The sequence below is a fragment of the Candidatus Rokuibacteriota bacterium genome (assembly GCA_030647435.1).
GTDB lineage: Bacteria > Methylomirabilota > Methylomirabilia > Rokubacteriales > CSP1-6 > AR37.
This window is the reverse complement of the sequence record JAUSJX010000044.1, coordinates 1-24,131: the sequence shown is the minus strand read 5'-3', so window position 1 is coordinate 24,131 and position 24,131 is coordinate 1. Positions and strand designations below refer to the sequence as shown.

16 protein-coding genes are annotated in these 24,131 nt (G+C 67.2%); 9 read left to right on the top strand and 7 right to left on the bottom strand.

The window, feature by feature from the left end:
- Window positions 1-51: 51 nt before the first annotated feature.
- The 4 genes from Q7W02_08160 to Q7W02_08145 are packed head-to-tail and all read left to right on the top strand — an operon-like array spanning window position 52 to window position 7,636.
- On the top strand, window positions 52-1,269 hold the full coding sequence (locus Q7W02_08160; protein ID MDO8476158.1) for a DUF6361 family protein: 1,218 nt from the start codon (window positions 52-54) through the stop codon (window positions 1,267-1,269).
- On the top strand, window positions 1,262-3,127 hold the full coding sequence (locus tag Q7W02_08155) for a phospholipase D family protein (GenBank protein MDO8476157.1): 1,866 nt from the start codon (window positions 1,262-1,264) through the stop codon (window positions 3,125-3,127). The genes Q7W02_08160 and Q7W02_08155 overlap by 8 nt, the downstream gene beginning before the upstream one ends.
- Window positions 3,124-6,981 (top strand): DEAD/DEAH box helicase, encoded by a 3,858-nt coding sequence (locus Q7W02_08150; protein ID MDO8476156.1) that lies wholly within the window; start codon window positions 3,124-3,126, stop codon window positions 6,979-6,981. The genes Q7W02_08155 and Q7W02_08150 overlap by 4 nt, the downstream gene beginning before the upstream one ends.
- Before the next feature lie 49 nt (window positions 6,982-7,030).
- Window positions 7,031-7,636 carry a hypothetical protein gene (locus Q7W02_08145; GenBank protein ID MDO8476155.1) on the top strand — a complete coding sequence of 202 codons (606 nt, stop codon included), beginning with the start codon at window positions 7,031-7,033 and terminating at the stop codon, window positions 7,634-7,636.
- Window positions 7,637-7,683: 47 nt separating this feature from the next.
- On the opposite strand, the gene Q7W02_08140 is transcribed toward Q7W02_08145, so the two are convergent.
- The 6 genes from Q7W02_08140 to Q7W02_08115 are packed head-to-tail and all read right to left on the bottom strand — an operon-like array spanning window position 7,684 to window position 18,171.
- Entirely contained in the window at window positions 7,684-10,899 is a 3,216-nt protein-coding gene (locus tag Q7W02_08140) for a UvrD-helicase domain-containing protein (protein MDO8476154.1), read from the bottom strand.
- Window positions 10,892-13,954, bottom strand: coding sequence for a PD-(D/E)XK nuclease family protein (locus Q7W02_08135; GenBank protein MDO8476153.1), 3,063 nt, complete (start codon window positions 13,952-13,954; stop codon window positions 10,892-10,894). Before Q7W02_08135 ends, Q7W02_08140 begins: the two co-directional genes overlap by 8 nt.
- A 9-nt stretch (window positions 13,955-13,963) precedes the next feature.
- Complete coding sequence (locus Q7W02_08130; GenBank protein MDO8476152.1) at window positions 13,964-14,506, bottom strand: HD domain-containing protein; 543 nt, start codon at window positions 14,504-14,506, stop codon at window positions 13,964-13,966.
- A 20-nt stretch (window positions 14,507-14,526) separates the two neighbouring features.
- On the bottom strand, window positions 14,527-15,615 hold the full coding sequence (locus tag Q7W02_08125) for a WYL domain-containing protein (protein ID MDO8476151.1): 1,089 nt from the start codon (window positions 15,613-15,615) through the stop codon (window positions 14,527-14,529).
- 15 nt (window positions 15,616-15,630) lie between these two features.
- Window positions 15,631-17,214 (bottom strand): YbjN domain-containing protein, encoded by a 1,584-nt coding sequence (locus Q7W02_08120; GenBank protein ID MDO8476150.1) that lies wholly within the window; start codon window positions 17,212-17,214, stop codon window positions 15,631-15,633.
- A gap of 24 nt (window positions 17,215-17,238) precedes the next feature.
- The gene (locus Q7W02_08115) at window positions 17,239-18,171 is read right to left on the bottom strand and encodes a hypothetical protein (protein ID MDO8476149.1); all 933 of its coding nucleotides are present in this window, start codon (window positions 18,169-18,171) and stop codon (window positions 17,239-17,241) included.
- Between the two features lie 138 nt (window positions 18,172-18,309).
- Between Q7W02_08115 and Q7W02_08110 the strand changes: the two genes are divergently transcribed.
- The 5 genes from Q7W02_08110 to Q7W02_08090 all read left to right on the top strand — a co-directional run bounded on the left by Q7W02_08110 (window position 18,310) and on the right by Q7W02_08090 (window position 22,027).
- Window positions 18,310-19,974 (top strand): ATP-binding domain-containing protein, encoded by a 1,665-nt coding sequence (locus tag Q7W02_08110; GenBank protein ID MDO8476148.1) that lies wholly within the window; start codon window positions 18,310-18,312, stop codon window positions 19,972-19,974.
- Window positions 19,975-20,059: 85 nt separating this feature from the next.
- The gene (locus Q7W02_08105; protein ID MDO8476147.1) at window positions 20,060-20,395 is read left to right on the top strand and encodes a hypothetical protein; all 336 of its coding nucleotides are present in this window, start codon (window positions 20,060-20,062) and stop codon (window positions 20,393-20,395) included.
- Window positions 20,392-21,051 carry an HD domain-containing protein gene (locus tag Q7W02_08100; protein ID MDO8476146.1) on the top strand — a complete coding sequence of 220 codons (660 nt, stop codon included), beginning with the start codon at window positions 20,392-20,394 and terminating at the stop codon, window positions 21,049-21,051. The genes Q7W02_08105 and Q7W02_08100 overlap by 4 nt, the downstream gene beginning before the upstream one ends.
- A gap of 44 nt (window positions 21,052-21,095) precedes the next feature.
- Window positions 21,096-21,398 carry a hypothetical protein gene (locus tag Q7W02_08095; GenBank protein ID MDO8476145.1) on the top strand — a complete coding sequence of 101 codons (303 nt, stop codon included), beginning with the start codon at window positions 21,096-21,098 and terminating at the stop codon, window positions 21,396-21,398.
- Window positions 21,399-21,661: 263 nt separating this feature from the next.
- On the top strand, window positions 21,662-22,027 hold the full coding sequence (locus Q7W02_08090; protein MDO8476144.1) for a hypothetical protein: 366 nt from the start codon (window positions 21,662-21,664) through the stop codon (window positions 22,025-22,027).
- 55 nt (window positions 22,028-22,082) lie between these two features.
- Here the strand turns inward: Q7W02_08090 and Q7W02_08085 are convergent, their stop codons facing one another.
- Entirely contained in the window at window positions 22,083-23,843 is a 1,761-nt protein-coding gene (locus Q7W02_08085) for a hypothetical protein (GenBank protein ID MDO8476143.1), read from the bottom strand.
- Between the last annotated feature and the right edge of the window lie 288 nt (window positions 23,844-24,131).

Here is a 24,131-nt window from a genome sequence, read left to right as displayed (position 1 = left end):
TGGGAGATCGGCACAGGGCGGCCGCCCAGGAGGCTCGAATAGTAGACGCCTATGCCATCAGTCTTCACGTGGGTCGACTATTCGAAAGCTCAGCAGGACGCCTTGACCGATGCGATCGACGCTTTCCGTGAACACGGAACGCGCGACGAAGTGGGCCTGAGCGTGATTCGCGACGGCTTCGCCGACCTGTTCTTCCCGGGGACGGGTTCGCTCCAGAGGCGCGCCCGTTACTTCCTGTTCATCCCGTGGATGTACCTGCAGCTCGAAGGCGACCGGGTTCGCTCGTCTGACATCGTCGGCCGCGCAAAGAAGATCGAGGTCGGTCTTATCGACGCCCTGCTTGCGGCGCAGGAGGACGCGGGCGGTGTCATCGGCGAGCGATCGCGGGATAAACTGAAACGCCTGCCGTCGAACATCTACTGGAACGGTCTGCGGAGGTTGGGCATCCGGACGTCGCCCTTCTCGCAGGACCAATACCATCGCAGTCTTGACCGTTTCTATCGAGCTCAGTCGCCGTCGCCTAAGAACGTTGACAAGGAACGCGTCGAGGAGACACCCCCGAACTGGCATGCCGGTGTGCCGCCAGTGCCGGCCGGGTTTCCGGAGAGGGCGTCGTTTCGATTGACGCTCCGTGAAGCCGAGTACGTCCGGGAACGCATTCGGGCGAACGCCAGCAGTTCGCTGATGCGGTACTACCTCGATCACATGAACGCCGCCAGCGATGCCCCGTTCGCCTGGGCACACGAGCTGGCCCCTCACCTGCCAGAGCCGCTGGCGCAGCCCTTGGTGCACGCGAGGAACTTCTCGGAGGTCATGGCCGGAGCCCTCATCCTGTACAACTTACGGCTCTGCCAGTTGCGCAACATGGGGAATCGGGAAACCGAGGTGCGCAGACTGTTCGAAGAGTGGTGCGACGAGATTGAACGGCGCGAACACGAGCTGCGCGCCTGGGACCGGCAGGCGTTCTGGATGACGTTGGCCCAGGCCGATGTGAAGCCCGGGAAGAATACGCAGACCTTCGTCAACGCGTGGATCGACCTGGCGCTCGACGATCCCGGCCCACGCAGGGTCGTGGACTTGCAGGCCGCGCACGATCTGATTCGCCGGCGTGAGGTTCAACTGAAGGGGGCGCTCGCGAGGCTCGACAATCAGCAGCCGCGCGACCGTTGGACCGGATCCTCTGGACTAGGGCGGCTCGACTACCGCTGGTCAAACGCCCAGATCCTTCTCAACGATGTTGTGAACAGCCTGGAGGGCGCCCATGCTTGAGCCAGGCAACCGGACCCTCCTGTTTGATGCCCTGCGCCCGCCCGATGGCCATCGGCTCGACTTCTGTGTTGGGACCACGTTCTCGCTCGACCTAATGACGCTGCTGACGGTGCCACTAGCGTTCAGTTGGTTCGATCTGCTCGACGAGAACGAGAAAAGTCGAACTAATTCGCTGGAGCTGCTGGGGAGCCTGCGCAGGTACGCGCCGCGCGTCGTGATGTTCTGCCAGGCGGGCCGGATCAGCATCCCGAGGTCTCACAATCGGCTGTCGGTGCACCTTGAGCGGGCCGTTGTCGGTTGCCGTTCGCCGGGCGGTGGGGTGTTCCACCCTAAGGTGTGGGTCCTGCGGTACGTGGCAGACGATGGTCATGCCGCGTTCCGCATGCTGTGCCTGAGCCGGAACCTGACGGTGGCCCGGTCGTGGGACACCCTGCTGGCCCTCGACGGTACGACGGCGCCCGGTCGCGATGTCGAAGACAGTGCCCCCCTTGCCGACTTCCTGATGGCGCTGCCGGGCCTTGCCCGCCACATCGATGCGGGCCTCCGGGAAGGCGTCGAGAAACTCGCGGCCGAGGTGCGCCGGGTCGTGTTCACCACCCCACCCGGCGTCGAAGCGCTGCGCTTCTGGCCGCTTGGGATCAAGGATCACAGCGAGTGGCCATTCGAGTCTGCAGGCGACCGAATGCTCGTGGTGTCGCCCTTTGTCACGCGCAGCTGTCTCGAGCGTCTCTCCAGCAGGCACAAGGAGGCCACCCTGGTCTCGACCGACATGGCGCTGAGCTCTCTCGACCGCCGCCCTGCCGGATACCAGCGGTTCTGGATGCTGAACCCCGACGCGACACCTGAGCTGACGCCCATCGACGAGGAAGGCAGTGGAGCCTCGCTGGCCGAGGCCGTGCAACTTGGTGACCTGCACGCCAAGTGCTACGTGAGCGAACACGGCAGGACGGCCCTCGTGTGGACCGGGTCCGCGAACGCCACGGATGCGGCCTTTTCGCGAAACGTCGAGTTCCTGGTGCAGCTCACAGGGTCTCGCAGTGACCTAGGCATCGACAGCCTGATGACGCACGAGACGGATACGCAGCGGCTCGTTGACCTGCTTCAGGATGCCGGGGAGCGTGTAGCGATAGCGCCTGATCCATTCAGAGACGAAATCGAGAAAGCGATCGAGGCGACACGGACAGCCCTCGTTGATGCCGACATGCGCGCACAGATCACTGCGCGGGACGGCGACCGCTACGACATTCTCCTTCGCGCCACCGAGGGCGATGTCAAGATGCCGGGCGACGCGACGGTCACGTGTTGGCCCATCACCCTCAACGATGGACATGCCCAGAACGTGAACACCCTCACCGGGCCCGTGGCGCAGTTCGACGATGTGTCGTTCGAGGCACTCACGAGCTTCTTTGCGTTCAGGATCGAGCTGAGGTCACATCGCGGCGTGACGCCCCAGGACCTTGTGCTGAACCTCCCTGCCGACGGGATGCCCGCCAATCGCGTGGAGCGCGTCTTGCGTGAGATGGTCAGGACGCCGCGTCAGTTCGTTCGCCTACTGCTTCTGCTGCTCGGCGACGGCAGCGTCGATCCGGCCCAGCTCGGAGCGCTGGTCGCCGGCTCATCGGGCGATGGTAGGTTGTCGCCTGACGAAGCGAGCCAATCGATGCCAACCCAGGGTCTCCTCGAACAGCTGCTTCGAACCCTCGACCGCACGCCGGATCAGCTCGTCCACGTGGCAGCGATGCTCAAGGACTTCGGACATCGCGACCCAGGCGAGACGGTCGTTCCGCCAGGGTTCGATGAGATTTGGGGCCCCATCGACACGATCTGGAAGCAACGGACAGCGTGCGACGCGAAATGATCCCGATCGACACGGCCCGAATTCTTGGGGAACTAAAGCCGTTTCAGCGCGACACCGTGGACTATGTCTTTCAGCGGATGTACGGCGACACGCCACCCACGCGGCGGTTCCTCGTGGCCGACGAGGTGGGGCTGGGCAAGACGATGGTGGCGCGCGGCCTTATCGCTCGAGCGATCGAGCACCTGCGCGCCAAGAACGACCGGCGGGTGGACATCGTCTACATCTGCTCGAACGCCAGCATCGCCCAGCAAAACATCGCCAGCTTGAACCTGACGGACAGGAGGGAACAGACGCTGCCGGACCGCATCACGCTCCTGCCACGAGATCTCCCGCACTTGAGCCCGGACGTGAATTTCATTTCGTTTACACCCGGCACGTCGTTCAACGTGCGTGGGGGAACAGGGAGGTGGGAGGAACGCACCCTGCTGTACTGGATGCTGCCGAAGGCGTGGAAGACGGGGGATCCGGGGGTGGTATCGCTGCTGGCCGGCGGCGTCGAGCGCACGCGGTTCCAGGAGCGCGTCAAGGCCCCGATGACGCTTAACGACGGCTTGCGCGAGAGCTTCGAGAAAGCGCTAAACCGGGTTGGCGATGCGGCCGAGCGTGACGGCCAGCCGACCCTCCAGGCCCGATTCCTGGAGCTGAGCCAGCGCCTGGGACGAAAAGAGAAGCTCGGTGAGGATGAAAGCCGCCAACGGAAAGCGATTGTCGGCGAGCTGCGCGGCACGCTCGCCAGGACGTGTGTCAACGCGCTCGAGCCTGACCTCATCATCCTGGACGAGTTCCAGCGGTTCAAGGATCTGCTGCACGGCGATGATCCCGCAGCCGAGTTGGCGAGGGCGCTGTTCGACTACGCCGACAAGGAAGGCCGGCAGCAGGCGCGTGTGTTGCTACTGTCGGCGACGCCCTACAAGATGTACACGCTGCACGAGGACGCCGAGGGGGATGACCATTTCGGCGACTTCATCAAGACACTCGAGTTCCTGCATGGCGGAAGCGGAGAGCAAGCCGAACCGCCAGAGGCGATTGCCGACATCCGCCGCCTCTTGTCGACCTATGGGCAGCAGTTGTTCACCTACAACGCCCAGACGGCAGACTCCGTCGTGCGGAGGAGGCAGGAAATCGAAAACCGCCTGCGGCGCGTGATGGTTCGAACCGAGCGGTTGGCGGTGACCGAGGATCGAAGCGGCATGCTCGTCGACGTGCCACCCACGCTCCAGCTGCGGCCGGCAGATGTGTCGCACTACCTCGCCCTACAACGGATCGGTCGTGCAGTTGGCCATGGCGACACGCTGGAGTACTGGAAGTCGGCCTCTTATCTGCTGAATTTCATGGACGACTACCAGCTCAAGCGCCAGGTCCTGGAGGCGGTCAGGGGTCCTGGCGCCGGGACGGCTCTGCAGGATGCCCTGAGGAGCGTTCCGGATGCCATCCTTTCGCGGACCGACATCGAATCGTACCGGCTGATTGATCCTGCCAATGCTCGCTTGCGGGCGCTCCTCGCCGTCACCCTCGATCGAGGCGTGGGGGAGCTGTTCTGGATCCCACCGGCGTTGCCCTATTACGGGCTCGAGGGCCCATTTGCGAACGCTGACCACGCGACGTTCACCAAGAGCCTGGTCTTCTCCGCTTGGCAGGTCGTGCCGAAAGTGGTGGCGACGCTGCTCAGCTACGAAGCGGAGCGGCGGCTGTTTGGTGTTCCACTGGAGGGCGAGCCCGCCGCGAACACCAGGGGGACGCGGAGGGGCCGGTCCCGACTGCTTCAGTTCAGGGACGACGGCGGGCGACCTGGTGGCATGACGACATTGGGACTCATGTACCCCTCGATCGTGCTCGCCCAACTCTGCGATCCGCTGGCGATCGCGTCTGATCTGCGCCGTCATCAGGACGGCATCCTGCCCTCACTTGATTCGGTTCGAGAAGAAACCGAGCGCCGGGTCGAAAGGGCACTGCGGGAGTTGCCGGGCCAGGAGCAAGCGACGGGGCGGGCGGACGAACGCTGGTACTGGGCTGCGCCCATCCTATTGGATCTGCATCGCCACAATGCCGCGACGCGCGCCTGGTTTGAGCAGCCTCGTTTGGCGACCGACTGGCGAGGCGAGGGCTCTGATCGCCGTCGTGACCTAGACGAAGACGTGGGTGCGTTGGCCGAGGAGTCACAGGCGGCAGGCAGCGCTTGGGCCAAACATGTCGCGGCGGCGAAGACGCTCGTGGAGGGCGGCGTCACGCTTGGCCTACGACCCGCAGATCTTGCGCAGGTAGTCGCTTGGCTCGCGATCGGCGGCCCGGCGGTAACCGCGCTCCGGGCACTGTGCCGGGTCGTGGGCGGATTGCACCTGGCGCCGCAGATCGCCACGCGCAATGCGGCCGGGCGGGTCGCGGACGCGCTCCGCTCGCTGTTCAACGAAGTGGAGGTCATCTCCGCCATCACGCGCACCACTGTGATCGACTCTGGCGAAGCATACTGGCGCCGCGTGCTCGAATACGCAGCTCGAGGTGGGTTGCAGGCCGTCCTTGACGAGTACGCGCACTTCCTGTCGGGTGCCATTGGCGATCGGGACCGAACGCTTACCGCAGCGATGGACAAAGTCGCCGGGCGTATGGTCGAGAGTGTGACCATCATGACAGCCACGTTGACGGCCGACGATGTACAACTCGACGCAACGGGACACCTGCCTGCGACGCAGAAGCTCGGGTTCCGGACGCGGTTCGCCGTGAGTTACGGTGGGCAGGGCCTTGAGGACGTCAGAGGGGTTGATCGAAACAGGTCCGTGCAGCGCGCTTTCAACTCGCCGTTCTGGCCGTTCGTGCTGTGCTCCACATCCGTCGGACAGGAGGGTCTCGACTTCCATCCCTACTGCCACGCAGTGGTGCACTGGAACGTGCCGTCGAATCCTGTAGACCTCGAGCAGCGAGAGGGCCGAGTGCATCGGTATAAGGGGCATGCCGTTCGCAAGAACGTGGCGCGAAAACACGGCGCTGCCGTACTCACGGCGGGCGAGGGCCCGGATCCCTGGGCGCGCATGTTTGCCGCCGCCGAGGCGACTGACATGCGCGACGACTCGGGCCTTAGTCCGTACTGGCTGTACCTGGTGGACGACCCCGGTGCCGCGCGCATCGAGCGGCACGTGCTCGCGCTGCCGCTCAGCCGGGACGCCGCGCGTGCAGACGCGATCCGGAGGTCGCTGGCGGTCTATCGCATGGCTTTTGGCCAGGCCAGGCAGCAAGACGTTGTCGACTTCCTGTTGCAGCAGCTGGATGAACCTGCACGCAAGCGGGCAGCTGAGGATCTCAGGATCAATTTGACCCCGCCGCCTTCGGTTCAGCGTAAACTGCCGGGGTTCGGAACCGACTTGGCCGGTGACCGCGGTGCCGTGCGTACAGAGCCCGACCGCTGGAGCCTGACGACATCAATGGGTCCGGCGCCCATGACCGACCAAGTCGCCGCGTTGCTCGACCGCTACGCCGAGCTTCGCGGAGTTGCCAGGAGGGATGGACGACGCCTCCCGAAGGCGATGGATGTCGCTGGTCTGCGCGAACTGCTCCACCAGGTAGGGGCGATGCAGGCGCAGGCCGGGGCTCACGGGGTAGATCGAGGCCGGGCGAGAGAGACAACTGTCTCGATCGAGCGGCTCCGCGAAGTGCTGGACCAGTTCATCGCACTGCCCGAGATCGGCAAGGCTATAGATGCGACTATGGCCGTGTCACCAGCACTAGGCGGAGAAGCCGACATGACGGTTCGCCTACGTGAACTCCTTGATATGTTTGTGCGAACCAGACCGGACGTCGTGCCGCACGCAGGCGTCGAGGGATACCACGCCTTGCTGAACGAATTCGTACGAATCAGGACGTGACGGCGAACCGCGGGGCGCTCGCTAATCTGAGGATCGGGGAGGCACACACATGGCGGATGAGTATACGAACGTTGACAAGCTGATCTTGGAACGATGGCATGACGTGATCGGATTGATGGAGGCGCACGACGAACTACAGGGCCGAATTGGGGAATTGATCGATGATGTGGGGAACCGTCTCGAGAAATGGGGCGAGGAGCGCGGGTACGCACTCGAGACCGACGCGAAGAGGGCGGAATTCTATGCGTGGAAACCCGCCTGGGTAAATCGGCGCAAGGACGAGGCCGAGGTCTACTACGTCGTCGGAAGCTTTGCACCGATGGGTTACCGGAGTATCAAAGACACCCATCCATATCTGTGGGTTTGTACCGAGAACCTGGAGTTTCTCAAGATGAAGGACGCGGAGCGGATCGAGTTCGCGCGCGAGTTGCGGCGCGTGCTCGGCGATAGGGCCAAGCCCTGGCTCAACGCCGACACCGACGATGCCGACGCGCCGTTGGGGAAGTACCTGACGGACACGGACGACCAGCTACGCGTTCGGCTGATCTCGGGTCCGGACGAGCTCTTCGAATTCGCCGCCAGGGGTTTCGAGGAGCTCTTCACGCTGTCGGATGCGGTAGACGAGATGCTGGTGAAGTCGAGGGCGAAGGAGTGACGTATCGACTGCCTGTGACCGTTCAGGTCGGGACCAAGGTGGCTGTCTTACGGCTGGAGGTTCTCGGAGACCTCGCCGGTGCGGACTGCGTAAATCGCCGCCGACCTGATGGGCGCGTCAGTGGCGACCGCCCAGTGGCGGCAGTACGCCTGAACCTGGCCATGGTAGCGAGCGGAAAGTGAGTGGATGGTCGCCTGGTCCGTCTTGTAGTCGACTAGCTCCCAGCCTGCCGACGTTCTGAACGCCAGGTCGATTACGCCGTGGAGGATCTTCGGAGGCCCGTCACCCGCCTCGACCTTGACCGCAAACGGGACCTCCACGAGACGCTGGTCCGCGGCCGTTGCCCGCTGCCAGAACTCCGACGCCGTCACACGCTCGACGGTGTCGAGCGCCTCCGGGACGACGCGACGAAGCTCCGGGTTCTCGACGGTGAGCCAATTGGCCAGACGCTCCAGGTGAGCGCGGTCGCGGGCGGGGCCGCGCATGGCGTGCTCGAGCAGGGCGTGAATCAGGCTGCCCCAGGCCATGCCGGTGTCGGGCTCGCGGGTACGGCCCTCCGAGATCGGGTGGCCGTAGGGACCGGCCCGATGGGCGGTCCCCGTGACGGACTCGACGACCCATGAAGCTTGAGCGGCGGCCTCGCGAGCGGCGTTGCGCGCGGACTCGGCAGCCGCGCGCGCGCCCACACTCAGATCTGGCAGGGCGCGAGGTGTCACCACAATCGCGGGCGGGACCTTGAGCTCGCGCGCCGCGGCAAGATAGGCGGCCAGCGGCTCCCACGGGCGCTCGCCCTTTCCATCCTTGGCCCAGCGGCTGACGACGAGGAGATCCTTGGCGCGCGTGGCGGCCACGTACAGGAGACGCTTCTCCTCGGCCTCGACATAAGCCAGCTCCGCCGCCGCGTGTTCCTCCCAGCCCGCGGGCTCGGCCAGCTCGTCCGAGCGGCCCTCGCCCCACGTACGGATCAGGCGCAGGTAGCCAGTGGCTCGGGCGCCCTCGCGGATCACGCGCACGCCCGCGCGGGCCTTGACGCCGGCGAGCGGGTCAGCGAGAAAGACCACGGACGCCTCGAGGCCCTTGGCCTTGTGGAGATTCATCACGCGTACGACATCCTGCCGGCCGGGCTCGAGCGGAATAGACTCGATCTCGGCGGCCTCGAAATCCTTGTCGAGCGCCTCGGCGGCAGTCGCGAGGGTGCCGCCAACCTCGGTGATCTGCCGCACGCGGTCGAGGGCGTACAGGACATCGCCGGCCTCGGCGGCGCCCGGCGTGACGGCCACGGCCCGCGCAAGGATCCCGGTCTCCTCGAGGATGCGCTCCACGGCGGCCGCGACGGGCAGGGTGCGGGTCAACTTGAACATGGGCTGGAGCTTCCTGATGGCGTCGACGACGGGCCCCGAGGCCTCATCGGGAAGCGGGGCCGTCAGGATGAAGCCGAGGCCGGCCTCGTGATGCTGGAACAACTCCTCGTCGCTCACGCCGAAGAGCGGTCCGCGCAGAAGTCCGACCAGGGCGACACCGTCGTCCGGGTCGGCGAGAACCCGCAGCAGGTCGGCCAGGACCGAGACCTCACGCGAGCGGCTGAAGGCAACCGAGCCGGTGACGGATGCCGGGATGTGGAGCGCGTCGAGCGCGGCCAGGTACTCGTGAAGCCGCCCCTTCTTCTTCCTCGTGAGAATGAGAAAGTCGCTCCAGACGTTGGTCCCGCTCTCCACGGCCGCTCGGATGTAGCGGGCGATGGCCTGGGCGTCGGCGGCATGCACCCCGTCCTTCTCGATGCTGTCGGGGATGGTGAGGGTGCGGAGGCCCGACCGGCTCGCCTGGCCGCCTGGGAGCACGGGCTCGAGGGGATGAAACGCCGGCTGCTGCGGCGTGGGTTCGGGAGGAAAGAAGTCCGGGAACACGCCGTTGGCCCACTCGCACAACGCGGGGATGGATCGGAACGAGGCGGTGAGGGTGACAACCTCGCCGCCCTCGCGCTGGATGATGTCGCGCACGCGGCTATAGATGTCGATGTCGGCTCCGGTGAAACGGTAGATCGACTGCTTGGGGTCGCCCACCACGAAGAGCGCGCCCGGGCGAGGCCGCACGCGGGTCCAGTCCGCCTCGCCGCGCGCTTCGGCAGCAAGCAGCAGGATGACCTCGGCCTGAAGCGGATTGGTGTCCTGGAACTCGTCAACGAAGAGCCAGCGATACTTGCGCTGAAGCGCCGCTCGCACGGGGAGGTTGTCGCGCAGGAGCCGCGCCGCCACCTGGAGCAGATCGCCATAGTTGAGGGTGAGCGCCCGTCGCCGCGCTTCGCTCGCGAAGTTGCGGGCGGCCGACAGCAGGGTGATCGCGAGGCGATAGATGTACGCTCCCCAGGCCGCGAGGAAGGGATGGACGGCTGCCTCCTGGAAATCGCCGAGAAGACGATCGATCCGAGCCTTCAGCGCCTTGGTGGCCGTGGAGCCGCCGGGCCACCATTTCTGCGTGATCGAGAGCTTGCCGCTCCAGCAGTCGAGGAGCTGGGCGAGCGTGGCCGGGCGCTCCCGGTCCGCGACGCGAAGCAGCCCCCGATAGCGCCGGGCGGCCCTCTGGACCTTGCAGGTCGTGTCCGGCGCGCAGGGGTCGGGGAGGAGCGCGCTCAGCGCTTGCCAGAACTGATCCAACGCCGCCCAGGCCGGCGCCGGATCGGGCGCTTCGCGATCGCCCGGAGGAAAGGTGACGTCGGCGAAGGTGCAGACTGTCCGGAAAGCTTCGTCGAGATCGGCCGGTCGGATGCCGGTGTCCTGAAGCTCCGCCAGCAGCCGCGACCCCAGCGCGCGCTCGCGGTCGAGGTAGTCGCGCCAGGCGCGCCCGCGCACCTCGGCATCCTCGATCTCGTCCAGCTCCGTGAACCCCGGCGCCACGCCGGCCTCGACGGGCCGCTCGCGCAGCAGATGGGCGCAGAAGGCGTGAATCGTCCCCGCGAAGAGCCGTTCCAGATGCCGGAGTGCGACCTGGAGCCGCTCACGGCGAGCGGGGTCGTCGTCCGCGCCGAGTCGCTTCTCCAGCTCGAGCTGGAAGCGGGCCCGCAGCTCGGCGGCCGCCTTGCGGGTGAAGGTGACCGCCGCCATGCCCTCGACCTCGTACACCCCCGCAGCGATGCCCGCGGCCATCCGCCGCGCCAGGCTTTGCGTCTTGCCGGAGCCCGCGCCCGCCTCCACGAGCAGGTTGATGTCGAGCGCGGCCTCGATGCGGTCGCGCGCCTGCTGGTCGGGGAGGCGCCGTCGCTCACTCATGCTCGCCGAGCCTCCAGTACGGCCTGAGCGAGTCATTGGCATCGTTCTCGAGCTTCCGTTCCGCGCGGGCATAGGGGTCGCGCCCGCACGCGCGTCCCACCTCGCAGAACTTGCAGTCATCCTCGTCTGCGGTGTGGACGAAGAGGCCTTGGCCCACGATGTCGAACAGGTCGCGGAGCACATCCTCGAGGCCCGCCGCCTTGGCGGGAAAGGTGGCGCGCTCGGCCTGGCCGCGGGCCGTCGGCAGATAGTACGAGCTGGCGCTCACACGCGCCTTCGGATCCTGGCGCCGAAGGAGATGGGTCGCGGCGAGAGCATAGAGGGCATGCTGGAGCAGACGGCCGCCCTGGAACGTTCCCGTGTAGTTGTCCGGCCAATACCGGCCCGTCTTGTAGTCGATGATTTCGTAGCTGCCATCGGCCAGCCGGTCGATCCGGTCGATCCGTCCGCGCAGAGCGAAGCGAAGGCCGGTACCCAGGTCGATCATGACGGGCTCGGCCTGCGCCAGGGGCTCGCCCTCGGTGGCTCCGCCGCCGAACGAGACCTCGAAGCCAACGGGCCGACGCTCCTTTGCGGCCGCCTCGAGACGGAGGAAGAGGTCGAGGTCCCGGAGTAGCTCCTGCCGCTCGCGGTCGAAGACATCGGTCGAGGGCGGCGGGATCAGCGCGCGCAGCTCCGCCAAGCGGGCGTCGGCCACCTCGCGGGCCCAGGTGCCGTGCCGTTTCGGATCAGCCTGCTCCTTCCGCTCGCGCAGCTCCCGCAGGATGGCCGCGTAGAGACCATGGAGCAACGAGCCGCGCGTCGCCGGGCCCAGCCAGCGGTCACGATCGGGCTCGGCCTCCTCGGTGGCATCGAGCTTCAGGCCGCGTTTGAGGAAGTGCCGGAACGGACACTTGGCGAGGTCCTCGAGCGCCGTGGCGGAGATGGCGTGACCCGTTGCGCGCGGATCGAGCCGAGGCCCGGCCGCCGGGACGAGGCCGTCATAGGCGGTGAGGACGTCGGACTCTCGTGCCAGCTCGGCCGCTTCTCCCTGGGCGAGCCAGGGGAAGTGGGCGTGCACGCTCGGGAGGACCACGGGTCCCAGGCCATTGAGCTTCGCGAGCCACCACCCGGCGTCGCTCAGCGCCCGGTCGGCCCCCGACGCAACGAGCGACACGGGCTCGCCCAGCTCCCGATTCAGATCTTGATACGTCCAGTCCGGGTGTCGCTTGACCACGCGCAGGGCCTGAAGGAGGAGCCAGGACGGGAAGGTCTCACGGTGCCGCCGGAGATCGCGGCAGGAGAAGCTCAGGCACACCGAGCCGCCGAGCGCCGCTAGGCGAGAGACCACCGCGTAGAGCGCTTCCCCCACACGATCCGCGGAGGTCGGCAGCGCGGGGCTCAGGGCCCGCCGCTCGTCGTCGAGCAGCACCGCGTCTTCCATGAGCACTGGGAACACGCGGCCCTCCTCGAGCCCGACCACGAAGGTCTGGGACCGGCCGGCATGCCCGGCCTGGCGCAGCATGGTCACGAAGAGATGGCCGGGCCGCGCCCGATCGGCGCCCACGGTGAGCGGCTCGATCTGGTGGCGGATCAGCGCGAACGCCTCGCGCGCGCCGCGCGCGAGGGACCCGACGGCCCGCAGCGCCACGAGCGCATCCGCGAGCACGGCCGCCGCGGCGCCGTCCATCTCGTTCTGCTTGCTCGCGGTGCCGCGCACGAGCGTGATGCATCCGTCGATCAGCTCACTCAGGGGCAGCCGGCCGTCCGCCGCCGCCGGTGGGACGAGCTCCAGGATCCCGGCGATCCAGGCGCCCAGTCGTTCGGCCTGCGCGGCGCGCTCGACGTAGCGCGTTCGCGCCTCGTCGTCGTCGTTCTCGACGTCGGCTGCGCGCTGCCGGTACGAGCGGGCGAGGCCTGTCATGGCCGGGGCATAGCTCTCGCGTCCCCATGTCGCCCCGGATTGCGCGAGCAGTCGCGCGGCCTGGCCGGCCGAGGGGCCATCGGCCAGATCCAGCTGGACATCGCCGGACTGGAGCAGGCGGCGGAGTCCGACAGCCGGGTAGCCACCCTCCACCCACTCTGAGAAGGCCAGCAGGGCGCGCGCCGGCCGCGTCAGCGTGACCGGGAGGCCGGGGCCGACGGTCACGGGCCAGCCGTGGCGCTGCGCCTTTTCCCAGAGGAGGGTGACGTAGTCGGCCGACGCGCAGGCCACTTCGACGTCATCGAGGCGCGCACCGCTTGCGAGGACACGCCGGAAAACCTCCTCGACCTCGGCTTCCCGGCCACCGGCGCGGAACATGGCCAGGCTGCCGTCACCCTTCGGTGCCGGCGCATCGCCTGGCCGCATGAGAAAGGCGAGCAAGTCAGAGTCGGCGCGAAGCGATGGCTCCAGCGACTCGACCGCGCCGCGCAGACGTGCGGGCTCCGGAAGGCCGGGGATTCGGAGCGTGTGCGGCGTGATCCGGAGCGCGGGAAGCTTGTCCAGGAGTGCTTGCTGGAGCGGAGCCCAGATGGCGCCGGGCAGCTCGATCCAGAGGTCCTCGGGGCGGACGTGGCAGATATCGAGGTGCTGGAGCGCCTCGCGGTAGACATCGGCAGTGTCGGCGAGCTTGCGCGTCGCCAAGTGTTCCTCGTACGCGGTGAGCAGGGCCTGAAGCTCGGCATGTTTGGCGGCGCTCGTGAACGCCTCGAGGCGAAGATCAGCTGCACGCATCCCCGCCAGGCGCAGCTCGCGGATCGTGGCCCACAACGCTTCGGCCATCCGCGGCTGCTCGGCCATCTCCCGGAAGTAGACGGGGACCGCGCCCGGCAGCTCGAGAAGCAGCCGTGTGATCAGGGCCGGGCCGATCTCGTCTGGAGCGGGATCGATTCCGCGCTCGACGAGGAACGGAGCCGCCATCGGTAGGGCGAGATCGACCGGGGTGGTGAAGCGGAGGTTCGCCCAGCTCGTACCTGCGAGCGCGAGCCGCTCACCGAGCGTGTGCCCAAGGGCGTGCGAGGGCACGACCACCCACTTGGCGCGGGTGCGCTCGGTGCGGCAGAGCTCAGCGAGCCGGGAGGCGAACGGGTCCATGCGCCCCGGCTACCCGAGCACCCGACGGCCGCGACGGTAGGCCTTGTCGAACCGGGCCTCCAGCCGCGCGTTCGCCCCGCGGCAGCCCTTGACGACGCGCGCCGCCCATTCGAGGTACTTTCGGCGTCGCGTGGCGTTCCACTTGACCGGCGGGCTCTCGATGACCGACCGCAGGTTGCTCGTCTTATCGGCGATCTTGATCAGCTTGGCGCGCCGTGATTTGTGGCGGGCCGTCTCGACCTGCAGGCGCTTGCGCTCGTGCTTGGGCAGGCGCTTGTTGTCGGTGACCTCTGCCACGAGTGCCGCGACCTCCGCGCCGAACTCGGCTTCCAGCTCTTTTTTGGTCGTTGTCGTGTCCTCAATCGTGTCGTGGAGCAGGGCGCCCAGCACGGCGAGGCGGTCTCTGCCCCGGGTCGCCTCCGCCACCAAGAGGGCAACCTCGGTGAGATGGTTGATGTAGGGCTCGGCAGCGGCTCCCTTGCGCCGCTGATCGCGGTGCTTTCGGGCTGCAAAGTCCAGCGCCCGCATTAGGGTCACGACGGCGTCACTCATTGAGGCTCCTTAGGAGATTCCTACGTGCTGGTGCGAAAGTTTTCCTGCTCGCGGCGCATTCGCGCCCGCGAAGAGCCTAACCGCGCCTCCTCGGGCGACGCCGGTACCTGCGCTGGAAGGATGCGCTGGGGCGTGAGCCTCCGGGCGAGGGCCTCGGCATCGTGCCGGAGTGCCTCGCGGAGAGCCGCAGGCTCGACGGCCTCGGCTTCTGGGCCGAATCCGAGGATCCACCGCCGCACCTCAAGCGTGTCCGCGACCCGGAGCGTCATCTCGAGCCGGCCGTCGTCGAGGTCGCGGAACTTCTGGGTCGGATGCCAGAGGCGGTCGCGGATGTAGCGCGCGAGGGAGCGCGCGAAAAGGACCTTCACGTTGACGATGTCGCCGCGGATGATGCCCCAGGCGCCCGCGAGGTACTTCTCCACGTCGAACTTCTCGGGCACGTCGAAGCGGACGGCGAGCACCTCGCACTCGCGGATGCGCTCGACGGCAAAGATGCGCACCGCCTGACGGAGATGACAGTAGCCCACGAGGTAGAACCCGCCGGCGTAGAGCGTCAGGTGATAGGGATCCACGCGGCGGTCGTTGACCTCGTCGCGGCTCATGGAGTAGTAGCGGAGCCGGAGCCGCCGGCGTTCCATGAGCGCGCCCTGGATCGCCGCGACGTGCTCGGCGGCCGGAGCCTGGAGCTTGGCGCCCAAGGTGCGCACGCCGATGGTCTCGCGCATGCGGTCGATGAGGCCGAGGGCGTCCTTGCTGAGGACGCCTCCGATCTTCTCGAAGGCGGAGGTGATGGCAGGGCCGAGTCCGCCGGCGCCGGCGGGCGCGAGCAGTTCGCGGCTCATCAGGAGGGCGGCCAGCTCGGCCAGGGTGAGCTTGAGCGGCAGCCGCTGCTTGAACGTGTCATCGACCCGCCAGACTGACCGGCGCCCGTCGGCGTCCTGCTCGTCGTAGATCGGGAAGCCGGCGTCCTGTAACACGCGAAGGTCACGCCAGATGGTCCGGACGGCGCAGTCGAGGGCACGCGCCGCGTCATCGACCACGACTCCGGTTGGTCGGTCGAGAAGTTGTAGCAGATGCCACTGCCGGGTGAGTTGGTTCCCGCGCGCCATGAAGCCCCGCAATGCTCACAGGTAGCCGGGAGGCTCGTACGGCTTCGACACTTTCGACACGCCGAACATCGTTTTGCCGCCAAAGCGTTCAACAAGCTCCTCGTCGAAGTGATCCGCCAGGGAGCCGATCTCGAAGCAGGCCCGCGCGACGTACTCGCCCGACAGTCCAGGAGCCGGAAGGTCGATCGCGGCGATGACCTGCTCGCCGTCCCAGAACACGCGTCCGAACGAGAGACGCGTATTGATGTCGTTCAGCGCCTCGACGAGGCCGCTGGTCGACGAGACCTCCCAGAGGAGCGGAGAGAAGACTTGGACCTTCGGGGTCTCCCCGCCAACCAGACGGACGAACACCATCGCGCTGCCGAACCGGATGGGAATGTCGCCGTGCTCATCGTATTTGAGCTCGCCAACGTGCAGAACCTCACGGAGCGTTTTCTCCACGATTGGTCGGAGGCGCTCCACGGTACCGTCCCAGCCCTTGGTGGCAACCTCACGGCGAAGGCCGAGGTCAGCGAGCTCCAGCTGCTGACCGGCCTTGTCGAAGTACTTATACTCGAGCCGGTCCGACGAGGCCACCCCGTACACACGGCGAAGCGTCGACACGGCGAGTTGTGCCATCGCGGCGGCGTGCGGAGGGGCCGGCCAGTCGGACCAGTAGTTAACCTTTCCCCCCTTGAGCTCGGCGCTGGGCTCGGGGGCATGCCAACCAAGCCGGAAGAGTGTCTCGGCTGCCTTCTCCGGAAGCTTCCACCGATCGGCCAGGAACTTATTCGACACCGCTTCGGCTCGGAAGCCCTCCTCGCCGCCGCAGGCGAACTGCACGTAGTACCACGGGCGCTCGGCCCCATCTGGAAGGGGGGTGACCGTGAGAATGAGAAATTGATCGCGCTGCATTTTCGCGATGCCGGCCGCGAGATGCTGGGTGAAGCTGGACCACGAAGACTCCGCACCATCGGAAGGCTCTGACCTGCTGGCCGGTGGCGTGGTCGCCGCATCCTCGGTCGGCCGATCCCAGAAGACGATGATCGGGCGTCCGGGGATGAACGCCTGCGTGTACGGGCGGTCGTCTTGGTCCCGGAGCTGCTCAACGGGGATCCATCGCTCCTCGGGTAACTGCTCGAGGTCCGCGACCTCATAGAAGCCCAGAATATGGTCCTGCTCGCCCGGGGCCATGACGGTGGGCTGGAAGCTTGTCGTTTCCGGATGACGGCCGTCGACCGCGGACACGTACCGGACGAAGGAGCCCAGCCAGGTAACGTGCGGGTGACGCCACTGCGCCTCGGGCTCAGGGACTTTGCCCTCGGGCAAGCTGCTTCTTGAGGCGTAGAGGAGGACGGGCATCCCGGCCTGGAGGTCGCCGGAGAGCTCCCAGACGTTACTGGCGAAGGCAACCCTTCCCTCGCGCCGGCACACCTCCAGGGCATTCGCGAGCTGGAGGTGAGGAACCGGCGCCAGCAGCGCCTTCGTTTTCATGGCCATCTCCTGCTTGCAGCGTTTCGACTCGTCGTCGTGCTCGAGTTCTCGACAGACACCGCTGCAACTGACGGGTGAGCTGGTTCCCCCGCGGCAGGGAGTGCCGTGATGTTCGGCGGGTCGCAAGGCCTTGTCAATAGCACAGAAGTTTTACCTGGCGCCGACGACTGGGAAGGCCATCAGGTGGGCGACGCGATCGTCCGCGATGAGGGCGGCGCCGACAGTCGTCTGCCCGGTGAGGCGATACTCGGTCCCGAGGCCCACGGCCTGGGCTGCTTCGACGGGACACCCCGAGAGCCGGCGGAGCACCGCGCTCGGGCTCGGCATGAGGCAGCTGCTGGGTTTCCGGCGAATCGCATCCGCCGCATACCCGGCGCAGAGGCGCGGCCAAACCTTCCCGAAGAGGCTCGGACCGGCCAGGAGGTCCATGCCCGCCCAGCGGCCGGAGAGGTACACGAGCGAACCTATCTGCCCCGGCACCGGCGCAAGCTCCCGGCGCGCGTCGGCCATCTCCGCCTCGTACCGCTGGTAGAAGTCACGCATCGCTCCGGTCGGACTCGCGACGCTATGCTCGGCGGTCTTGGACGCGAGCTCGTCCCAGACGCCGCCCTGGTCGGCCATGTGCCCGCGGCCGGCGCGAATCGAGCGCGTCACCCAGGCCGCTTTCTTCTGGCGCACGGAGGCGAAGAGGGAGGCGTCGCCCGGTGCAAAGTGGCGCCCGCGGTAGCCCCAGCGCCCCTGCTCGACGCAGCTCACGGGGATCGTCGTCTCGGTGCGGGCGGCGACGAGGACGGTGGCGTTGAGGATGCGGTTCTGCTTCGCGCCCACCAGCTCCTCGCCGTCGAGGAGGAGCAGCGGCCGGTCGGCCATGTTGGCGACCTTGAGGGTGGGGACGGAGCCCGCCTCGTCGACCTCGGTGACCTGCACCCGGTCGCCGGCCTCGGCCAGCGTGAGCCACGCGGGTTCGGTGAGCATGGGCGCGAGCATGGGGACGACGGTGAGCGCTCCGTGCCTCAGGGGCTCGCCTACCAAGATGTTTCCGAATATTCGCGCGATCGGACTGATTTCGGCCGCATGGGGCATGAACAATTCCTCCTCGATGACGCTGCGGGTTCTGTGCTGTGGAATGCAGGATAGGCGGGTGCTCTGACAGGGAAGGTCACAGACCGCACGATCCCCCTCGCGTGGTACGCTCCCTGCGCCCACACCCAGGGCAGAACCGTGGCGCGCATCGTTCCCTCCGACATTGCCCGGCTGGAGCTGGCTGGCGCCAATCGCCACGAGATCGAGACCTTGCGCCTGCTCCAGGCCCGGCTGCCCGATAGCTACACGGTGTTTCATGGTGTCCACTGGACGCGGGAGTGGCCGGGCGAGACCGTGTTCGGCGAGCTCGACTTCGTGGTCGTCAACCGGGCCGGCAAGGCGCTGCTCATCGAGCAGAAGGACGGGACGCTCGAGGAAACCGAGGACGGGCTGATCGCCCACTACGCCGACCGGTCCAAGAGCGTCGTGGATCAGGTGCAGCGCGCGCTGGACAACGTGCGCGACAAGTTCCGGCGGACCCAGGGCGGCCGGGCCATCGATCTCGATTATCTGATCTACTGCCCGGCCCATCGACTCGTGGGGATCAACGCGGCGGCCCTCGACCCAAGCCGGGTCGTGGACGCTACCCAGCGCGCCCAGCTCCCCGAGCGCATCGACGCGTGCCTGGGGCCGGGGAATCCCGATCGGGAGGCATGGGCCGAGACGGTCCGGGGCTTCCTCCGTCAGACCTTCGAGCTGGTGCCGGACATTCACGCGCACGTGACGGGCCAGGAGAAGGCCTTCACGCGGCTGAGCGGCGGGCTGGTGCGGTTGCTCGGCGGGCTCGAGATGGACCCCCTGCGCCTGCGTATCTACGGGACGGCGGGATCGGGCAAGACACAGATCGCCCGGCACTTCTTCGACGATGCCCTCCGCCGCGAGCGGCGGCCGCTCCTGGTCTGCTTCAACCGGCCGCTGAGCGAGCGCCTCAAGGTCGTCGTACGGCCCGGAGGCATGGTCGTGACGTTCAACGGCCTGTGCGCGCGGTTTCTCGAGGAGAGGGGGCAGCGCCTCGATTTCGACGAGATGAAGCGCGACCCCCGGTTCTGGGAGACGGTGTCCGAGCGCGTGATCGCCGAGGCGGTGCCCGAGCACTGGAAGTTCGACACGGTGATCGTGGACGAAGGGCAGGATTTCGAGCCCGTCTGGGCGGACATCCTTGGGCTCTTCCTCCGGGACCCTCACGATGTGCTCTGGCTCGAGGATCCCGATCAGAATCTCCGCGACCAACGATCAGTGGTCCTGCCCGGGTTCGTGGGCTACCGCGCGCGGGCGAACTACCGATCACCGCAGTCCATCGCGCGGTTCATCCGGCGCACGCTGCCCTTCGAGTTCGAGGCCATGAACGAATTGCCCGGCCTCGGAGTCGGCGTCAGCCAGTACGACGCGCCCGAGGACCAGCCTCGCCTGGTCGCCAAGGTCATCGGCGACCTCCTGGGCCGCGGCTTCTCTCACAGCCAGATCGCCGTGCTCACGACCTATCACGTGGTCACCCCTGGAGCGGCTCGGTCAGTGCTCGACGGACCCGAGCGAGTCGGCAACTACCGGCTGCGCCGGTTCACCGGAGAGTACGACCTCCTCGGCAATCAGCTCACGACGCCGGGGCAGATCACCTTCGACAGCGTCGGTCGCTTCAAGGGGCAGGAGTCGCCGGCGGTCATCCTGGTGGACGTGGACCCGGATCCGCCGGAGCCGGAGAGAACCGATCGTCTGCTCTTCGCCGGCATGACCCGCGCCACGGTGCGCCTGGAGCTGGTGGTGCGGGCGACGAACCCGCTGAACCGGCGTTTTCTGGACCCGTAGGAGGTGTGACCTCCCCTGTCACAGAGGTGAGGGAGACTCGCCGTGTGCCGAGGTGGGGGAATTCCCAAGGGGGAGGACAAGTGTGATGGGCTGGTTTCTCCGGAAGTCCTTTCGTGTCGGCCCGCTCCGCGTGAACCTGTCGAAGCAGGGTCTTGGGGTGATCGGCATCGTCTTGGGCGTGGGGCTCGCGCATGCCGGTGAGTCCGCGCGAGTGGACCTCTTCGATACCCATGGGCGCCGCACGGGATACGCCGTTGTCGATCGGGACACCGGCCGCGTGGACTTCTATGACACGATGAGCCGGCGCACGGGATATGGACGTGTCGATGGCGCAGGAAAGGTCGAGCGATTCGGGGTGGACGGCAAGCGACAGGGTGAGACGGCCATCCCGGTCCTCCCCAAGGAGGGTCGCTCTCGATGACTGCGACCGCTGCTGATTCCTCACCGGGCGTCCCCGCGCTCACACACCGATTCGAGCAGGCGCTCATCTACGCCTGCCACGTGCACGGGGGGCAGACGCGCAAGGAGACCACGATCCCCTACATCGGCCATCTCCTGAGTGTGGCCTCCCTGGTGATCGAGGACGGCGGCGATGAGGACGAGGCCATCGCCGCGCTCCTTCACGACGCTGTCGAGGACCAGGGCGGCAAGCCCCGGCTCGACGACATCCGGACCCGTTTCGGCGAAAAGGTGGCCCGAATCGTCAAAGGATGCACGGACGCCGATACCGTCCCCAAGCCCGAGTGGCTTCCTCGTAAGCAAGGCTACATCCGCCACCTGCGCACGGCGCCGCCGGAGGTCCTGCGCGTCTCCTGTGCCGACAAGCTCCACAACGCCCGCGCTATCCTCGCCGACTACCGGACGCTCGAGGATGCGCTGTTCACCCGCTTCACGGGCGGCAAGGCCGGGACGCTCTGGTACTACGCCTGCCTGGTGAACGTCTTCAGGGAGCGCCGCCCAGGAGGGCTGGCCGAGGAGCTCGAGCGGGTCGTTCGAGAACTGCGAAGGCTGGCCGCCCCAACCCTGACGTGGCCCGCGTCGGAGGAGGAGTCTCCCACCTCTGCGCGTGCGCTATGAGGGCGAGGTTCACACCCTGACGCCGGGATGAAGGAGGACGGGACGTGGGCACGATGATCGGGGCCATGTTGCTGGTGGCAGGGCTCATGATGTGCGTGGGGGCCGCCGTGCAGGCCGCCGAGCGGCGCCGGACGAAGTGGTGGGCGAGACATCGGCACAAGCATCGGTGGCGCGCGATCCGGTCCGTCTACGCCGGGGAGGAGACGGCCGTCGTCGAAGAGTGCCGACGTTGCCCGGCGCTCCAGATGCGCCGGCTGGCCGGGGCGTGGATGGTGAACAGGATCGGGGAGCTGTCGCCGGTGGAGGAGGCGACGGAGGCCGCAGAGTTCGAGCGGATGCTCCGCTGAGGCGCGTCAGCGCGGCGCTGCTACTTCACCAGGCGTCCGCGGGCACGGCCCGCTAATCGACAAGTAATCGACAACCAATCGACAACTGACCATCCGCCGTCCGGCGTGATCGCGCCGCGTCCCCATCTCCTGACGCCGTAACTCCCCAAGCATCTCGCGGACTTCGCCGACTCTCACGGGCGTGTCTGCGCCCATGGCATCGCTCCTGCTTTCCTGCCATCCCGTCGGCGCGGCAACGGGATGCGCGCTCACCGGGAGGCGTCATGAAAGTGATACACGGTTCGCTCAGCTCGCTCCTCACCGAGCTGAAGGAACGCGGCAAGGTCGACGGCGTGCGCGTTGCGGCCATGATGCAGAGCACGTGCGCGGGCGCTGGCCTCCCGCGCTACACAAGCTGGGTGATCGTCTCCGCCCACGCGGACTGGGAGAGCTGGACGGAGTGGCGGCTCGTGGTGGGCCGGCAGCGGGCGGAGGTGACGGAGCACGGCTTCCGCGTCCCCGACAAGCTCGCTGCCCTCACCGAGGAGAAGCTCGCCGAGGTTCGGGGCTGGATCGAAGCGGCCGGGCTCCTGATGCGCGACGGGATCCTCGCGGCCGACGCGGAGATCCTCGAAGGCGCCCTCGGCTAGCCTCGATTTCCACGGTGCGGGGAAAGACTAACACTGGGGGCCCCCGGGGGCGGAATCACGCGAAGCGGATGCGCAGCGACGTGCCGCCCAGCCACGGCATCGGCGTGGGCTGATCCGCGAGCCGCGAGGCCACCAGGTAGGGATTATGCGCTCGCTTGTCGAGGGTGACCATGACGCCTGCGTCGTCGATCGTGACGGTGGCGGACAGATCCAGCAGGTTGCGGAAGATCTGCTTGGCCTGCGCGCGCGCATATTCGTGGCCGATCCGGTCGGCCATGAGGCGGTAGAGGGCGCTGGCCATGAGGGTGATTTGCAGATCGAAATCGACCTTGAGGCCGACCATTGAGGACAGGGCATCGAGAGGAAAGCACTGGATGGCTTCGGAGATCCCGTTCTCGATGAGCATGCGTTGGGCATAGCGGGTCACCAGCGCCGCGGCGCCCACCGTGAGGTTGTTGGTGAGCAGAACGGTCGGCTCCTCGTGGCCGAGATCGATGACGGTCACTTGCCGGAGCGGGCCGGTGTACCCCTTGAGGTGCATGCGTTCGTCCAGAACCTTCGGCGTGCGAAAGGTCCGTGTCAGCGACCGCAGGGTGATGCGCTGCCACGCGGATGCCGGCCGGCTCCAGATCTCCCCGAGCATCTTCTTGGACCGGCGGCGGAGGGTCATGAACCGGATGCCCTGCTGATTGAGGCGGTGGAGATTGGCGTACGTGGTCAGCTGCGAGTCGAAGACCAATTCCTCGGGCGGCCGGCCGGTGTGCTGCCGCCAAAAGGCGACAAACTGCAGGATCTCGTCGGGCTGCTCGGCCTTGGAGATGCCGGCCTGGCTGTAGCAGAGGACGCGCTCGGTGGCGTCGCGGGCCAGAAAGACCAGGATCCCCTTCTGACTCCGACTGCGGCTGGACACGTCGTGCTTTTCCAGCGGCTCGACCTGGGCATTCGCGGGCACGGTATGGAAGTCCAGATCGATCGATGTCCCCCGCCCCAGGCCGGCCCCGTGCACCGCGTCGAACCAGGCGTCCATGAGGCGCCGCGTGCCGCGGCGGTCGATCCGCGAGCTGTAGGCCGCCAGATAGGACCGCTTCGGGACCACGTTGAGGCCGGCAAAGAGGGCGATCCCCGGGTCAAAGACCAAGTCCATGACGTGGCTCTTGCGCTCTTTGCCCAGGAGTTTGAGGGCCAGCAGCGTCCGCACGGCCTGCGCGGCCGGGATCATCTTCGAGGCGGGCAGGGCCGCGCGGCGCACGACCGCGGCCAGATCGAGCTGGCGCATCAGGGGCACAAACAGGAAGAGGCCGCCGACACGCGTGCGGAAGGAGCGCGGCGCCAGGCTCAGCGTCCGCACGTCGGCCACGGCCGCCGCGTCGGGCTTCACGCGCCGCGGCCGCTCGTCATCCGCGCGGCGAGGCAGGCGGGCGAAGCCTTCCTCGCGCAGCAGGACGGTCAAGGCATTGATACTGATCGTGTGGCTCGCCTCGGCCAACTCCCGCTGGATGTCGTAGACGGACAGATTCCTCTTCCGCATGGCGACGGCCAGCGTCCGCACCCGGTCCCGCACCGGGGCGGTCTGCGGCCCGTGCTTGATCGGCTGGAAGAAGCCGGCGCGCTTGGTGGGATCGTGCCGAAACTGATGACAGAGGACCCGGAAGGCCCCGGGGGAGTAGCCGAAGCGGCGCGCGATGACGTGGGAGGGGGCCCCCTCGACGAAGAAGCCCCGCAGCGCTTCATACTGCCGCTGGAGGGGCGAGTCGGGGGCGAGAAAGAACCGCGCGTCACGGGAGGGCGTTAGTGCTTTCCGAGGAGTGCTCGACACAATGACATCATACTATCGCTCCTCCCTCGGATGGCCCAGATATAGTGAGTGGCCCTCGGGCCCTCCCCCTCAGGTCGTGGATGTCCGAGGGAAGCTGGTGCCACGAGGCGCAGCGGCTCCCCGGCCGCCCCGACATCCATGAACGAGAGAACGGAGTGTCTAGCTCGGTGAGTCTTACTCTTAACCGTACTCGATATCACTAACGAAGATGGGCCCAACAGGCCGCCATTCGGGCAATCGCGACCCTCAGCCGTTAGTCGTTGGCGGGGGCGTGGAAATCGAGGCTAG